This window comes from Kitasatospora sp. NPDC058218, assembly GCF_042882445.1.
GTDB lineage: Bacteria > Actinomycetota > Actinomycetes > Streptomycetales > Streptomycetaceae > Kitasatospora.
The window spans coordinates 37,686-52,807 of sequence record NZ_JBHVWC010000046.1; the positions used below are offsets into that span (position 1 = coordinate 37,686).

The window sequence follows — 15,122 nt, forward strand, 5'->3', positions numbered from 1 at the left end:
CGCCGGCGCCCGGCAAGGGCCCCGCCCGGTCCGGCCCGACCCGGTGCGGGGTGTGAACTCTATGAACGCAAACGTGACCTCCGTCACGGCGCGGCCCATAGTCGGAGCGGCCCACCACCCGGGGCCGCCAGGACTGCAGGGCGAAGGAGCCGCAGATGTCGACCACTGGAGCAGGACCGCAGGCCGGAGGCAGACGCCGGGACCGCACGCACTACCTCTACCTCGCGGTGATCGCGGCGGTGGTGGCGGGCGTGGTGGTCGGACTGGCCGCGCCGTCGTTCGCGGTGGAGCTGAAGCCGATCGGGACCGGCTTCGTCAATCTGATCAAGATGATGATCAGCCCGGTGATCTTCTGCACCATCGTGCTGGGCATCGGCTCGGTGACCAAGGCGGCGAAGGTCGGCAAGGTCGGCGGGCTGGCCCTGGGCTACTTCCTCGCCATGTCGACCGTGGCGCTGGCCATCGGCCTGCTGGTCGGCAACCTGTTGGAGCCCGGCGGGGGGCTGCACCTGACCACCGCGCTGGCCAAGTCCGGCCACGCCCAGGCGGCCGCCGGGGGCGCCCAGTCCACCGCCGACTTCCTGCTCGGGATGATCCCGACCACCATGTTCTCGGCCCTCACCGAGGGCAAGGTGCTGCAGACCCTGCTGGTCGCCCTGCTGGCCGGCTTCGCCCTCCAGGCGATGGGCCCCGCCGGCGCACCGGTGCTGCGCGGGATCGAGCACCTGCAACGCCTGGTGTTCCGGGTCATGTCGATGATCATGTGGGTGGCGCCGATCGGCGCCTTCGGGGCGATGGCGGCGGTGGTCGGCGCGACCGGTACGGCCGCCCTGAAGAGCCTCGCCGTGATCATGATCGGCTTCTACCTCACCTGCGGGCTCTTCGTCGTCGTGGTGCTCGGCACGCTGCTGCGGCTGGTCGCCGGGGTGAACGTGTTCACCCTGCTGCGCTACCTCGGCCGCGAGTTCCTGCTGATCCTCTCCACCTCGTCCTCGGAGAGCGCACTGCCCCGCCTGATCGCCAAGATGGAGCACCTGGGCGTCAGCCGCCCGGTCGTCGGCATCACCGTGCCGACCGGCTACAGCTTCAACCTGGACGGCACCGCGATCTACCTCACGATGGCCTCGATCTTCATCTCCGAGGCGATGGACAAGCCGATGTCCGTGGGCGAGCAGTTGTCGCTGCTGGTCTTCATGGTGATCGCCAGCAAGGGCGCGGCCGGGGTCACCGGCGCCGGGCTGGCCACCCTCGCGGGCGGCCTGCAGTCGCACAAGCCGGCGCTGGTGGACGGGGTCGGCCTGATCGTCGGCATCGACCGCTTCATGTCCGAGGCCCGGGCGCTGACCAACTTCGCGGGCAACGCGGTGGCCACCGTGCTGATCGGGCACTGGACCGGCGAGTTCGACCGCGAGCGGGCCCGGCAGGTGCTGGCCGGCTCGCTGCCGTTCGACGAGCGGACGCTGGTGGACGCCCACGGCGCACCCGGTGCGCCGGATGCCGACGCCGCCGACACCCCCGACGCGCGGCCGGAGCCCGTCCCCGCCCAGGGCGGCGCCCCGAGCAGGACGGCCGTCTGAGCCACCGCCGCTCCCTCAGTCCCCCCGGTCCGGCGCCTCGCCCAACCCCCCGAGCGGCGCCGGGCCGGGGATTCGCACGTCCGCCCCGTCCGCCCCCGCCCGCGTCCTTCCCAGCCCGTCAGCGTCTGCCAACGCCCGTCAGAGCTCGTCGGAGCCACTGACCGCCCAGCTCAGGCCGCTCGCCGGATCCTCCAGCGCGACATGCAGATGGCGCAGCCCGTCCTCCGGATCGCACCAGGTGAAGCAGCGCATCCGGGCCACCAGGGCATTCACCTCCGCGCGGTGCGGCCCGCCGGCTCCGGCCATCGCACCGAGCGCCCGCCACAGTGCCAGCCGGCCCTGCGCCGAGCCGTGCGCCCGGTCCGCCACACCGGCCTGGAGCAGCACCGGGTAGGCGAGCGCGAAGGGCAGGTACCCGCCGGTGACCCGCCGCTGCGGGGCCAGCAGCGCGGCGGCCTTCGACGCCGGGCCCCGGGCGCAGACCACCTCCACCCAGTCCGCCAGCGCGGCCAGCGCCCGGGTCGCCCGCTGTCCGCGCAGCCGGCCGCCCGGCTCGGGCAACAGGACCGGGCCGAGGCCCTCGCGGGTGGCGGGCAGCGTCAGCAGCGCGCTGCGCGACCCGCCGGCCGGCAGGTAGTCCCGGACCCGTACCCCCTCGCCCCAGCCGGCCGACTCCCACGGCTCCAGCTGCAGCGGGACGCCCTCCGGATCCGGCTCGGCGCCGTAGGAGAGGTCCTCGCCGATCAGGATCCGGGTGTGCGCGACCAGCCGGCGCACCGGCGCCGGGCCGAGCAACGGGGCCAGCCGCAGCCAGGAGTGCCGGGTGGCGAGCACCTCCCAGAGCGGCCCGGCGTCGTGGTCCGCCGGGCCGGCGGCGGTACCGGGGCCCCCGTCGTGGTCGAACAGGCGGACGGCCAGTTCGGGCGGCGCGGTGTACGCGATCAGATGGCCGAGCGACGCGGTCTCCGCCGCCGCCCGGCCCTCGCCGTCGCGTGCCACGGCGAGGGCCCGGGCCCGCCGGTAGTGGCCGAGCAGCTCGGACCAGCGGCCGTCCTCGGCCAGGGTGCGGAGCCGCTGCTCCTCGTAGGCGATCACGATGCGCAGCGTACGGGCCGAGGCCTCCGCATCAGCTGACGCACCATCAGTTCGGTGCGTCGGCCCCTCCCCGCCACCGCCCGGCGGCACGCGGCGGGCCGTCGTGGACGGGGCGGGCCCGGCCGGCCTCGTGACGGCGCTCGCGGCCGCGCTCGCCCGGGTGTTCGACCGCATTCGGGGCGGGGCGCCCGCCCGGGCGGCCACCCCCGCACCCGGCCGGCCGCCCCGACCCAGGCCCACCCTCACCCTCGCCCTCGTTCTCGCTCTCGCTCTCGCTCTCGCTCTCGCTCTCGCTCTCGCCGTGCCGGTGTCCGCCCTCGCCGTCGAGGACCGACCGGAGCCGGGCCAGCGCGCGCCGCCGGGTGACCGCCAGCGTGGAGCGGTGCAGACCCAGCAGGGCGGCGGCCTCGTCGAGGCTGTACCCGTCGAGGTCGACCAGCTGCACCACCCGGGCCTGCTTGGCCGTCAGACAGCTCAGCAACCGGACCACCTCCCAGCGCGCCAGCAGCTCCCCCAGCCCTCCGCCACCCGGGTCGGCCGCGGCGTGGTCGTCCGCCACCGGCTCGGACAGCAGCACCCGGCGGCGTTCGCGCCGCCACTGGTCGCGCACGAGGTTCGCCATGGTGGTGAACACGTAGGCGTAGGGCTGCGGATGGCCGAGGAACCGCTCGGGGCGGCGCGCGATCCGCAGGTACGCGTCGTGGACGACGTCGTCGGCGGCGATCCGGCTCCCGGTGAGCGAGACGGCCGCACGGTGCAGCCGGGGCAACAGATCCGTGAACACCCGGTTGAATTCGGCGGAGTTGGGGGCGGATCCGAAATCCGGCTCCCGCCCGCCCCGGCACCGACCGCTGAACTCCATGCCGCCCCCTCGGAAATCGGCACCCCGGAGGCACGGTCGACGACCCGATCGCCAACCCACCTGTGACACACATCACATCATAGTTCGTCGTCTCACTCTGCGCAGTCATTCGTATGCAATGCGTCACCGTTCGGGCGGAGTCGGGGAGTTCCGGGCTCCGACACACCCGGCCGGGGCGGGCACCACGAACAAGGAGAGAGCATCCATGTCCGGTTGTATCGCCAGGAACATCGCCAAGTTCGGGATGGTGGCCGCGGCCGCCCTCGGCGCGCTCGGCACCACCACCCTGCCGGCCGTCGCCGCGCCGACCGTCGCCGACCAGTCCATCTCCGCCGGTTCGGGCGCCTCGGCCCAGGCCGTCACCGCCTCCTACCGCTGCGTCATCACCGCCGACTACGGCTGGCGCTGGGAGGGCAACTGCCGGATCTACTCGGGCGAGCTGCGCACCATCACCTACTGCGCCAACGGCACCTCCACCACCGGGCTCTGGATCGGCGCCCGGACGGAGCCGTGGGCGGTCTGGGGCAACTGCCCGAACTCCAGCTGGACCAGGATCGTGTTCCAGACCCGCGGCTGACCTGCTCGCACCACGTCACAGGGTGCCGCCCGTCCGCGGGCGGCACCCTGTGACGCTCCCGCGCCGCTCCCGGCGCTCGCGCAGGGCACTCACGCACGGGCGAGCGGCGGGCGCCCGGCCGACGGGCCGACCGCGTCAGGCCGCGCGGTGGTGCTGCTCCGGCCTCGGGCGCGCGGGGGCCGTCGGGAACTCCTCGATGGTCAGCTCGCCCGCCTCCCGCCGCACGGCGCGGTCCCGGGTCGTCGGGGAGAGTGCGACGAAGGCCGCGGTGATGAAGAGGAACGACCCGATACCGACGACGAGCGGGAAGACGAACTCCATCGGACCGGCCCCTTCGAGCCCGGCCCCTTCGAACCCGGTCCGGGCCGGGTCCAGGTAGGCGTGGACGGCGGCCATCCCCGTGTAGTGCATGCAGCTCACCGCGAGACCCATGACCAGCGAGGCGGCCGTCGCGGCGGCCACGTTGCGGATGGTGACGGCGGCCCAGAGCGCGCCGGTGGCGGCGCCGACCGCGATCAGGACGGACAGCGCCACCGTGCCGGGGTCGTAGCGCAGGCCGCCGTGCATCCGCAGGGCCGCCATGCCGACGTAGTGCATCGCGGCGACGCCGAGACCGGTGACGAGCCCGCCGGTCAGCAGTGCGAGGCCGCGGTGGCGCCCGTACCCGACGGCGAACACCCCCAGACCGGTGACCACGACGGCCACCACCAGACCGAGCACCGTCAGCGGGACGCTGTAGCGCAGCTCGGTGCCGTCGACGGCGAAGCCGAACATCGCCACGAAGTGCATCGTCCAGACCCCGCAACCGATCGCGGCGGCCGCCGTGAGCAGCCAGTTCCGGCGGGCGGCACCGGTCGCGGCGAGGCCGCGCAGGGTGCAGCGCAGGCCGATCGCCGCGCCGGCGCACGCCACCGCGTACGAGAGCGCGGGCGTCAGCCAGCCGGAACCGAGATGGCTCGTCGTGCCCATGGGACCTCCGGTCGACCGGTCGGGCCCGGGGCGGTTCACGCCGCGTCCGGGCGCCCTGGGCCGGGCGGACTCCGCACGGCCGGCCGACGGGTGACCGGTCCGGGGGATCGATCATCCGTCATATGCCAGCAGCACGTGCGCTTCCGGTCCGGGGTGCGTGGGACGCTATCCGGGGGCAGGAATTGGTCACCCGAAGATGTGAGAAGCTGCCCACAGAGTGCGGGTGCTGTGTTCGAATGAGACGGTCCTGTGCCCGCCGCACACCGTGCACGAGCGGCTCCCGCGGCGCACCGGGCGCGCCCTCGGCGGCCTACTCGTACTCGGTGCCGCCCTTGCGGGTCAGGTAGGCGTCGCCGACCACCTTGGCGATCGCCCGGCCGCCCACCACCGGGCTGTACCGCTCGACCACCGGGCGGACCACCACCCCCTCCCGCAGGTGCAGTTCACGCCCGGAGACCGTCTCGCGCCCCTGGGCCAGCGCCAGCACGGTGTCCGGATCGAACGGACCGCGCCACAGCTCCGGCACCAACGGCAGCTCGCCGTCGAGCAGTTCGGCCGCCGACAGCCAGCGCAGCTGCCCGTCCACCACCGCCGAGACGTCGAACGCGGCATAGCCGGGCAGCTCGGAACGGCCGGACTCGCCGTACGTCAGGTCCTGCACGCCGGCGCCGAACACCTCGCCGAAGACGCCCACCCGCTCGGCCCCGAGCCGCTCCGCCAGCCGGGCGGCCACCGCCGGTACGCCGTGCGCCCGCACGGCCCGCCAGTACAGGTTCCGCTCGTCCTCGACCAGCGCCAGCCCCTGGGCGCCGATGCCCTTCGAGGACACCTGCACCTCGCCCCCGGCGGCGTGGTAGGTGACGAGGCAGCAGCTGCCGTGCAGCTTCTCGGTCAGCACGACCGGCTCGCCGGGCTCGAAGATCCCGGGGAAGCGCTTGAGGTTCTCGATGTCCACCCACGGCAGCAGGTCCGGCGCGCGGACCACCTCGCCGTTCATCGAGGTCGGGATCGGCGGCTGCCACTTGACGATGCCCAGCCGCTCGGCGAAGTCCTCGCCGCGTTCGGCGGCGGCCGCCAGATCGGTGCCGGCCAGCGCACCGGGCCGGCAGACGATGCCCTGGGAGAGCTCACCGCGCAGCCGGACGGCCTTGACCCGGTCGGCCCCGCTCCCGGCGAGCCGCCCGGTCAGGCCCAGCTCCTCGATCAGCGCGGCGGGCAGCACCGCCTGCTCGGGGATGTAGAGGGCGTGGTCACCCGTCCGGTACGCGCCCTTGGCCACCACCGCCCGGTAGAGCCCGACCTGCGCCAGCTCCAGGGCGTCGGCATTGGGATGCGCCAGGATGGTCAGCCGTTCGGCGGTGACACGCAGTGTGGACATGGGTGGGCTCCTCCCCTTGGCTCGGCCGGTCGGCCGGCGGTGCGGTGTGCGCGGCGGTGCGGTGCGGTACCTGCGCGTGCACGGACATACGGCTGTACGGGCGTACGGGTGCGCCGTGGTGGGACCTCTTCGTGCTCGCGCCCGGCGCTCACTCTCGCCGCTCGGGGCGCCCGCGCGCCAAGGGTTTTCCGGGCCCGGGGCGGCTCCCGGGCAGGCCGTCGCCCCGGTCGGTCCGGGGGCGCGCACAGGGCGCGGCGGGGGCACGCGCTCCGGCCGGAACGGGTGGGCCGTCCCCCCGGTTTGAGCCTTCCCACAGGTCGGGCGGCAAGCCCGGTGGTATCCGCCTGTGCAATGCGACAGGCGATTTTCCGCTGGTATTTGCAGCACTATGATCGGCGTAATGGCCGCACTTGCGGCAGCACCCCCGCGCCCCTTCCGGCGCGCCCAGGAGGGGAAAGACCGATGAGCACCCGTACCGCCAGCACCCGCAGACTCGCCGTCGCCGCCGCAGCGGCCCTCGCCCTCAGCCTCGGGGTCACCGCCTGCGGCAGCGACGGCGGCGACAAGGCCTCCGGCGGCTCGTCCAGCGCGGCATCGACCACCGGGGCCTCGTCCACCGGGGCGTCGTCCGGCGCCGCCAAGGTGTCCGGCCCGATCACCGTCTTCGCCGCCGCGTCGCTCAAGGAGACCTTCACCGACCTCGGCAAGAAGTTCGAGGCGGCCAACCCGGGTGCCAAGGTCACGTTCAACTTCGGCGGCAGCTCCAGCCTCGCCACCAGCATCAACTCCGGCGCCCCCGCCGACGTCTTCGCCGCCGCCAGCCCCGCCACCATGAAGACGGTCACCGACGCGGGCGGCGCCACCGGCGAGCCGAAGACCTTCGTCAGGAACACGCTCACCATCGCCGTGCCCAAGGGCAACCCCAAGCACCTCGCCGCACTGAACGACCTCGCCGCCCCCGGCGTCAAGGTCGCGCTCTGCGCGAAGGAGGTGCCCTGCGGCGCCGCCGCCCAGACCGCGCTCAAGGCGGCCGGCGTCAACCTCACCCCGGTCACCCTGGAGCAGGACGTCAAGGGCGCGCTGACCAAGGTCGAGCTGGGCGAGGTCGACGCGTCGCTGGTCTACCGGACCGACGTGAAGGCCGATGCTGCGAAGATCGACGGCGTGGACTTCCCCGAGGCGGCCAAGGCCGTGAACGACTACCCGATCGCCGCCCTCGCCAAGGCCCCCAACAAGGACGCCGCCGCCGCCTTCGTCGCGTACATCCAGTCGCCCGAGGCGCAGCAGGTGCTCACCGCGGCGGGCTTCCAGGCACCGTGAACCGCCGCACCACCCGGGGCCACGCCTCCGGCGCCGACGCGCGCGCCGTCTCCGGTGCCGAGCCCGCTGCGCAAGCGGGCCTGCCGCACCGGCGGCGGCGCGCCCGCCGCGTCCCGGTCGCGCTGCTGCTCCCGGCGCTGCTCGGGCTGGCGTTCCTGACCCTGCCCCTGGTCGGGCTGCTGGTCCGGGCCCCCTGGAGCACCCTGTCCGAACAGCTCACCAGCACCGAGGTGTGGGACGCCCTGCGGCTCTCGCTGTTCTGCGCGACGGCGGCCACCGGGGTGTCGTTGGTGCTCGGGGTGCCGCTGGCCTGGGTGCTGGCGCGGACCGACCTGCCCGGCCGCCGGCTGGTCCGGGCGCTGGTCACGCTGCCGCTCGTGCTGCCGCCGGTGGTCGGCGGTGTGGCGCTGCTGCTGGTGCTCGGGCGGCGCGGCATCGTCGGGTCCTGGCTGGACTCCGCCTTCGGGATCACCCTGCCGTTCACCACCACCGGTGTGGTGATCGCCGAGGCGTTCGTCGCGATGCCCTTCCTGGTGATCAGCGTGGAGGGCGCGCTCCGGGCCGCCGACCCCCGCTACGAGGAGGCGGCCGCCACCCTGGGCGCCTCCCGGCTGACCGCCTTCCGCCGGGTGACCCTGCCGCTGATCGCCCCCGGCATCGGGGCCGGCGCGGTGCTGGCCTGGGCCCGGGCGCTCGGCGAGTTCGGCGCGACGATCACCTTCGCGGGCAACTTCCCGGGCCGGACGCAGACCATGCCGCTCGCCGTCTACCTGGCCATGGAGTCCGACCCGGAGGCGGCGATCGCGCTGTCGCTCGTCCTGCTGGTGGTCTCCATCGCCGTCCTGGCCGGCCTGCGCGACCGCTGGTTGTCCACGCCGTGAGCGGCGCCCGGAGCACCGGCGACACCCCCGTGCCCGCCGCCCGCCCCCGGGCCGCCGGGCGCGCCGCCGCCCCGTACCTCCCCCAGGACACCGCCACGATGACTGCCGCGAAGCACGCCCTCGACGCCCGCCTGCGGGTCGACCGCGCCGCCTTCAGCCTCGACCTCGCGCTCACCGCCGCCCCCGGCGAGGTGGTCGCCCTGCTCGGACCGAACGGCGCCGGAAAGTCCACCGCGCTGCGCGCGCTCGCCGGGCTGCTCCCGCTCACCGGCGGCCACCTGCGGCTGGACGGCCTCGTGCTGGAGGACCCGGCCCAGCGGCTGCACACCCCCGCCGAGGAGCGCCCGGTCGGCGTGGTGTTCCAGGACTACCTGCTCTTCCCGCACCTCAGCGCGCTCGACAACGTCGCGTTCGGCCCGCGCTGCCAGGGCCGGCCCAAGCGCGAGGCCCGGGCCGAGGCCGCCGGCTGGCTGGAGCGGATGGGCCTGGCCGAGCACGCGGGCAGCCGCCCCGGCCGGCTCTCCGGCGGCCAGGCGCAGCGGGTCGCACTGGCCCGGGCGCTGGCCGTCCGGCCCCGGCTGCTGCTGCTCGACGAGCCGCTGGCCGCCCTGGACGCCCGCACCCGCCTCGACGTCCGCTCGCAACTGCGACGCCACCTGGCCGAGTTCGAAGCGGTGGCGGTGCTGGTGACGCACGATCCGCTGGACGCGATGGTGCTGGCCGACCGGTTGGTGGTGATCGAGGACGGCCGCGAGGTGCAGTCCGGCAGCCCCGCCGAGATCGCCCGGCGGCCGCGCACCGACTACATCGCCCGCCTGGTCGGCCTCAACCTGTACCAGGGCCGCGCGGACGGCCGCCGGGTCACCCTGGCCGACGGCGCCGTGCTGGCCACCTCCGAGGAGCTGACCGGCCCGGCCTTCGTGGCCTTCCCGCCGGCCGCCGTGACGCTGCACCGGGAGGCGCCGGAGGGCAGCGCGCGCAACGTCTGGGAGCTGGAGGTCGCGGGCCTGGACCTGCACGGCGACCAGGTCCGCGCCGACCTGGTCGGCACCCTCCCGATGGCGGCCGACCTCACCCCCGCCGCCGCGGCCGAACTGGACCTGGCGACCGGCACGACCGTCTGGGCCTCCGTCAAGGCCGTCCAGACCCACGCCTACCCGGCCTGAGCCGGCCGGGCCGCTCCGGCGGGCGCGGGCCGTGCGCGCCCGGCTACTCCGAGGGCTCCACGAAGCCGGACTCGTACGCGGCGATCACCGCCTGGGTGCGGTCCCGGGCCCCGAGCTTCGCCAGCACGCTGCTGACGTGCGTCTTCACCGTCTGCACGCCGAGGAACAGGTGCTCGGCGATCTCGGCGTTGGTCAGCCCCCGGGCCACCAGGCGCAGCACCTCGCTCTCGCGCTCGGTCAGCGCGGCGCGGGCCATCGCGTCCCGGGCCGCCCGGTTGCCCTGACCGGCGGCGAGGCGGCGGATCGCGGTGGGGAAGAGCAGCGACTCGCCGGCCGCGACCAGGCGGACGGCGTGGGCGATCTCGGCGGGGCGGGAGCGCTTCAGCAGGAAGCCGTCGGCACCCGCGCGCAGGGCCTGGTAGACGTAGTCGTCGTTCTCGAAGGTCGTGACGACCAGGATCTTCGGCGACTGCCCACCGGGTACCTCGGGTGTCACCGGGCGCACCAGCGCACGGGTCGCCGCGAGCCCGTCCAGCTGGGGCATCCGCACGTCCATCAGCACCACGTGCGGGCGCAGTTCGCGCGCCATGGCGACCGCCTCGGCACCGTCCGCCGCCTCGCCGACCACCCGCAGGTCGCCCTGCGCCTCCAGGACGGCCCGCAGCCCGGCCCGGACCAGCTCCTCGTCGTCGGCGAGCAGAATGTCGATCATCACGCGCCCAAGCGTAGGGGCATCCGCACGGCCAGCACCCACTGCCCGGACTCCGCCCCGGCCGACGCCTCGCCGCCGAGCAGCGCGGCCCGTTCCCGGATGCCACGGAGCCCCTTGCCGCCCCGGCGCGGTGTCGCGCGGGCGGCGGCCGGCACCAGTGCGTTGGCGCAGCGCAGTTCCAACTGTCCGTCGTGCAACGCGATCCGGACGGTGATCGGTTCGCCGGGCGCGTACTTGAGGGCGTTGGTGACGCCCTCCTGGACGATGCGGTAGCCCTCGCGGGAGAGCACCCCGGGCAGGTGCGCCGCCGGCACGTCGATCCACGCCTCGACCGGGCTGCCGGCCGAGCGCGCGGTGTCGAGGAGCGCGGGCACCTGGTCGATGCCGGGACGCTCGGTGGCCACGGCGTCCGCACTCCCGGGAGCGCCGTCGGCACCGGCTCCGTCGCGGGTCTCGCGGAGCAGGACGAGCGTGCGCTCCAGGTCCTCCATCGCCTGCCGGCCGGTCTCCTCGATGACTTCGAGCGCCCTGGCGACGAACTCCGGATCGTCGACCACCCGCGCCGCGCCCGCCTGGATGACCGTCACCGTCAGGGCGTGGCCGATCGAGTCGTGCAGCTCCCGGGCCAACCGGTTGCGCTCCAGCAGCCGTTCGGCCCGCAGCTCGGCGGCGGCCAGGCGTTCCGCCGGGGAGGGCCCCAGCAACCGCACCGCCATGGCGAGTTGGAGGCGGCCGGCCCAGACGATCAGCCAGCCCAGGGCGAACAGCAGCGGCGGCGCCGCGAGCGGGTACCAGCGGATCCCCCGATGCTCCGGCAGCCGGAGGCCGAACACCTCCGGCGCGGGGTCGAGGAGCAGGTCGAAGGCGGCGGCCGGGACCAGCACGGAGAGGCAGCCGACGGCCGCTCCGAGTGCCACCCGCCCGATCAGCCACGTCGCCGTCCGGCGCCGGTCGGCCCAGGTGCGGGCCGGTTCGGCGGCGATGTCCTGCTCCCGTGCGGGCATCAGCAACAGCCGGGCCTGCACTCCCTCGGCCCGGCGCATCGCGGGCACCAGAGCAGCCACCACGAGCAGCCCGGCATCGAGCGGAACGGCCCGCGCCAACGCCTCGGTGAGCCTCCACCCGTCCGTCCCCGGATAGACCGTCAGAACGGCCCCGGCGAAGACCAGGCCGATCATCAGATGGAGCCACCGCACATAGGTGGCACCACTCAGCAGGGGGGCGAGGATCCTGGGCATTCGGTCATCCTGCCAGCCCAGCGGGCCGGACGCCCTCCCTCCCGGGAGGGAGGACGCGCCCCTCCCCGGCGGGATCCGTCGAGGCCGCCCGCTCCGGTCGAATGGAGCCATCGACGCAGAAGGAGGAGGGCAGCCGTGATCCAGGTTCAGGGCCTCACCAAGGAGTACGACGGCACACGAGTGGTCGACGACCTCGACTTCGAGGTCCGGCCCGGCGTGGTCACGGGCTTCCTCGGGCCGAACGGCGCGGGCAAGAGCACCACCCTGCGGATGGTCCTCGGCCTGGACCGGCCGACCGCCGGCCGCGCCCTGGTCAACGGCCGCCGCTACGCCGAACTGGCCGACCCGCTGCGGCAGGTCGGCGCGCTGCTCGACGCCCACGCCCTGCACGGCGGCCGCACCGCCCGCGGCCACCTGCGCTGGCTGGCCGCCGCGGGCGGCCTGCCGGAGCGCCGGGTGAGCGACGTGCTCGGCCAGGTCGGCCTCGGCGACGCGGCCGGCCGCCGGATCCGCGGCTTCTCGCTCGGCATGCGCCAGCGCCTCGGCGTCGCCGCCGCGCTGCTCGGCGATCCGCCGGTGCTGATGCTCGACGAGCCGGTCAACGGCCTCGACCCGGAGGGCATCCGGTGGATCCGCACCCTGCTGCGCGGGCTCGCCGCCGAGGGCCGGTCGGTCCTGGTCTCCTCCCACCTGATGAGCGAGATGGCGCTCACCGCCGACCACCTGGTGGTGATCGGCCGGGGCCGGCTGCTGGCGGACGCGGCCACCTCCGACTTCATCGACCGCCACGGCCGCACCCGGGTCCGGGTCCGCGCGGTGGACCGGGCGAAGCTGGCCGCCCTGCTGGGCGGTTCCGACCTGGCCGCCGAACCGGTGGACGGCGGCGCCTGGGAGGTCAGCGGCGCCGCCCCGGAGCGGATCGCCGCGCTGGCGGCGGCCAACGGCGTGGTGCTGTACGAGATCGCCGTCCGACAGGACTCGCTGGAGGAGGCGTTCATGCGGATGACCGCCGACAGCGTCGAGTACCGGGCGGTGGCGGCATGAGCGCCACCGGCCACCCCCTCCGCACCGGCACCGGCACTGCCGCTGCTACCGCCACTGCCGGGCCGGAGTCCACCGGGACGGGCTTCGCGCACGTCCTGCGGTCCGAGTGGATCAAGCTCGCCACCCTCCGCTCGCTCTGGCTGACCCCGGTCCTCGCGGTGCTGCTGACCGCCGGGCTCGGCACCGCCGCGGCCGCGGCCTTCGGCGACCGGGACAGCGGCCTGTCCGACGACCCCGGCCTCGGGATCCACTACGGCCTCAACTTCGGTCAGGCCGCCCTGACCTGCTTCGGCGTCCTGCTGATCGGGCAGGAGTTCAACACCCGCATGATCGGCACCTCGCTCACCGCCGTCGCCCGCCGCGACCGGCTGTACGCCGGGAAGCTCACCCTCGGCGCGCTCGTCGCCCTCGCCGCCGGCCTGCTCGGGACCGCCGGCTCCATCGCCGGCAACGCGGCCTTCTCCCCCGGCGCCTGGCACGGCCCCGCCCTGTTCCGCAGCGCCACCGCCGGGGTGCTGTACCCGGTGCTGCTCGTGGTGTTCTGCTTCGGCCTGACCGCCGTGCTGCGCAACCTCACCGCCGCGATGGGCCTGCTGGTGCCGACCGTCTTCCTGCTCTCCCCGCTGCTCGGCGACGTGCCCGGGGTCCGCCGCGTGGTGCAGTTCCTCCCCGACCGGGCCGGCCAGTACGCGCTGCGCTACGCCGACGACCCGCAGGTCGCCTACGGCCACTGGACCGGCCTGCTGATCATGGCGCTCTGGGCGGGCGCGGCCGCGTACGCCGGCCTGCGCTCGGTGCGGCGGTACGCGGTCCGCACCGGGTGACGGACGACCGGCGGCCGTGTCCGTCACCCGTCGGGCCCGCGCTCAGCCGCGCAGTGCCGGGTGCTCCGCGACCACCGTGCAGCTCCCCGGGGCGATCTCGGTGAACCCGGCGTCCTGGACCAGCGGCAGACCGCTCGCCACCAGCTCCGTCCAGGCCTCGGGGGTGGCCGTCCGGACCGCCAGCGCGAAGCCGGACTCGGCCCACTCCTTGCGCTGCGCGTCGTCCAGCCGCCACCAGGCGAGCTGGGCGGCGTGGCCGGTCTGGGCCATCGTCTTGCCCGCGCTCATCTCCAGCTCCGGGTTCAGCCAGAGCACCGGCAGGCCGGCCCCGGGCGCGGGGACGGGGCCGCTCTCGTCGAGATCGGTGCCGGAGACCTGGAGCTTGGCGAGCTCCTTGGGCCAGCCGTCGAGCGGAACCGGCGGGAAGACCCGCACCTCGGCCTCCTGCCCGGCCACCGTGATGCCCGGCAGCTCGCCCGCCCGGCGCCACTCGCCGCCCCGCGCCCGCCGGACGACCTTGCGGATCCGGGCGTCCTCCCAGGCCTCGACCCGCTCGGCCCACTCGCCGTCCGGCCCGGTGACCCGGGGGTCGGACAGCAGGGTGAGCACGGCCCGCGCCGAGGTCTCCAGCGCGTCGGTCCGCCCGGGCGGGGTGGCCCGCTCCAGCCGGACGACCAGCGGCAGCACGTACTGCGGCCGGGCGTCGCGGTCCTCGGGAGCAGGGGCGGGGACGGGGGCGTCGAACGGAGAAGTCACCCGTCCAGCATGCCAGCACCCACTGCGCGGCGATCACGACAGGTCGGCCGGTCCGGCCCGCGGGGCCGGGCGGGGGGGGCGGGAGGGCGGAGTTCGGCGGGCGAGCGGCGGACGGTCGGTCAGCGCAGACGCCGGCGCAGTTCGTCGACGGCGGAGCGGATGCCCGCGCTGTAGACGTCCTCCGGCAGCGCGTCGAGGCTCCGCACAGCGCGCTCCAGCTGCTCGCGCGCCCGCTCCGGCTCGCCGAGCTTGAGGTGGTCGGAGGCCAGGTTGAGGTGCAGGGACGGATAGAACGCCCGGACCTGCAGGGCCGAGGCGTAGGTCTGCGCGCGCTCGGCGGTCAACGAGTCGGCGGCCTCCAGCGCCCGGCGGTCCCACTCCAGCTCGGCGCGCGGATCCTCCTGCAGATCGGCCAGATAGTGGGCGAGCACACAGCGGTGGAACACGTCGCCGCGCTCGCCGAGCGCGTCCCAGAGCCGCTCGAAGCTCTCCCTGGCCTGCGCCGTCCTCCCGCGCTGCGCGGCCTCGACGCCTTCGAGGCCCAGCGTGAGCCGCGCCAGCACACGGTCGTCGGCGGCGAACGCGGCGGCGGTGAAGGCATCCGCGCCAGGGGCGTCGGCGGAGACGTCGGTGGCACCGGACCCGACCGCGGACCCGTCAGAGCTGTCGGACATATCGGACATGACCGCAGCCTAACCGTCGCCCGCACGCCCCGCCGGGCCG

15 protein-coding genes are annotated in these 15,122 nt (G+C 75.0%); 7 read left to right on the top strand and 8 right to left on the bottom strand.

What is annotated here, in order from left to right; translation table 11 throughout:
- The first annotated feature begins 155 nt into the window (after positions 1–155).
- Positions 156–1,577, top strand: a complete 1,422-nt coding sequence (locus tag ACFVYI_RS27140; protein ID WP_387890168.1) for a cation:dicarboxylate symporter family transporter — start codon at positions 156–158, stop codon at positions 1,575–1,577.
- 138 nt (positions 1,578–1,715) lie between these two features.
- Here ACFVYI_RS27140 and ACFVYI_RS27145 read toward each other — a convergent pair whose 3' ends face one another.
- Both ACFVYI_RS27145 and ACFVYI_RS27150 read right to left on the bottom strand, forming a co-directional pair.
- Positions 1,716–2,672, bottom strand: coding sequence for a hypothetical protein (locus ACFVYI_RS27145; RefSeq protein ID WP_387890171.1), 957 nt, complete (start codon positions 2,670–2,672; stop codon positions 1,716–1,718).
- Between the two features lie 46 nt (positions 2,673–2,718).
- Positions 2,719–3,456, bottom strand: a complete 738-nt coding sequence (locus tag ACFVYI_RS27150) for an RNA polymerase sigma factor (RefSeq protein ID WP_387890174.1) — start codon at positions 3,454–3,456, stop codon at positions 2,719–2,721.
- A gap of 283 nt (positions 3,457–3,739) precedes the next feature.
- Here ACFVYI_RS27150 and ACFVYI_RS27155 point away from each other — a divergent pair, with 283 nt between their 5' ends.
- Positions 3,740–4,111 carry a hypothetical protein gene (locus ACFVYI_RS27155; RefSeq protein WP_387890177.1) on the top strand — a complete coding sequence of 124 codons (372 nt, stop codon included), beginning with the start codon at positions 3,740–3,742 and terminating at the stop codon, positions 4,109–4,111.
- A 135-nt stretch (positions 4,112–4,246) separates the two neighbouring features.
- Here the strand turns inward: ACFVYI_RS27155 and ACFVYI_RS27160 are convergent, their stop codons facing one another.
- Both ACFVYI_RS27160 and ACFVYI_RS27165 read right to left on the bottom strand, forming a co-directional pair.
- Entirely contained in the window at positions 4,247–5,080 is an 834-nt protein-coding gene (locus ACFVYI_RS27160) for an MHYT domain-containing protein (protein ID WP_387890180.1), read from the bottom strand.
- A 310-nt stretch (positions 5,081–5,390) separates the two neighbouring features.
- Positions 5,391–6,458 (bottom strand): RNA ligase (ATP), encoded by a 1,068-nt coding sequence (locus tag ACFVYI_RS27165; RefSeq protein ID WP_387890182.1) that lies wholly within the window; start codon positions 6,456–6,458, stop codon positions 5,391–5,393.
- A 462-nt stretch (positions 6,459–6,920) separates the two neighbouring features.
- On the opposite strand from ACFVYI_RS27165, the gene modA reads away from it, so the two are divergent.
- From modA to ACFVYI_RS27180, 3 genes are all read left to right on the top strand, one after another.
- On the top strand, positions 6,921–7,778 hold the full coding sequence (gene modA / locus ACFVYI_RS27170) for a molybdate ABC transporter substrate-binding protein (protein ID WP_387890184.1): 858 nt from the start codon (positions 6,921–6,923) through the stop codon (positions 7,776–7,778).
- Between the two features lie 80 nt (positions 7,779–7,858).
- Complete coding sequence (locus tag ACFVYI_RS27175; protein WP_387890269.1) at positions 7,859–8,659, top strand: ABC transporter permease; 801 nt, start codon at positions 7,859–7,861, stop codon at positions 8,657–8,659.
- Between the two features lie 98 nt (positions 8,660–8,757).
- Positions 8,758–9,825: an ABC transporter ATP-binding protein gene (locus tag ACFVYI_RS27180; RefSeq protein WP_387890270.1), complete on the top strand. Its 1,068-nt coding sequence runs from the start codon at positions 8,758–8,760 to the stop codon at positions 9,823–9,825.
- Between the two features lie 43 nt (positions 9,826–9,868).
- Here the strand turns inward: ACFVYI_RS27180 and ACFVYI_RS27185 are convergent, their stop codons facing one another.
- Positions 9,869–10,537: a response regulator gene (locus tag ACFVYI_RS27185; RefSeq protein WP_387890272.1), complete on the bottom strand. Its 669-nt coding sequence runs from the start codon at positions 10,535–10,537 to the stop codon at positions 9,869–9,871.
- On the bottom strand, positions 10,537–11,775 hold the full coding sequence (locus ACFVYI_RS27190; RefSeq protein ID WP_387890187.1) for a sensor histidine kinase: 1,239 nt from the start codon (positions 11,773–11,775) through the stop codon (positions 10,537–10,539). Before ACFVYI_RS27190 ends, ACFVYI_RS27185 begins: the two co-directional genes overlap by 1 nt.
- 135 nt (positions 11,776–11,910) lie before the next feature.
- Here ACFVYI_RS27190 and ACFVYI_RS27195 point away from each other — a divergent pair, with 135 nt between their 5' ends.
- Together ACFVYI_RS27195 and ACFVYI_RS27200 are read left to right on the top strand one after the other, a co-directional pair.
- Entirely contained in the window at positions 11,911–12,819 is a 909-nt protein-coding gene (locus ACFVYI_RS27195) for an ABC transporter ATP-binding protein (protein ID WP_387890190.1), read from the top strand.
- Complete coding sequence (locus ACFVYI_RS27200; RefSeq protein ID WP_387890193.1) at positions 12,816–13,643, top strand: ABC transporter permease; 828 nt, start codon at positions 12,816–12,818, stop codon at positions 13,641–13,643. Before ACFVYI_RS27195 ends, ACFVYI_RS27200 begins: the two co-directional genes overlap by 4 nt.
- 42 nt (positions 13,644–13,685) lie before the next feature.
- Here ACFVYI_RS27200 and ACFVYI_RS27205 read toward each other — a convergent pair whose 3' ends face one another.
- The gene (locus ACFVYI_RS27205) at positions 13,686–14,399 is read right to left on the bottom strand and encodes an aminoacyl-tRNA hydrolase (protein WP_387890196.1); all 714 of its coding nucleotides are present in this window, start codon (positions 14,397–14,399) and stop codon (positions 13,686–13,688) included.
- 119 nt (positions 14,400–14,518) lie between these two features.
- Positions 14,519–15,082 (bottom strand): hypothetical protein, encoded by a 564-nt coding sequence (locus ACFVYI_RS27210; RefSeq protein ID WP_387890197.1) that lies wholly within the window; start codon positions 15,080–15,082, stop codon positions 14,519–14,521.
- Between the last annotated feature and the right edge of the window lie 40 nt (positions 15,083–15,122).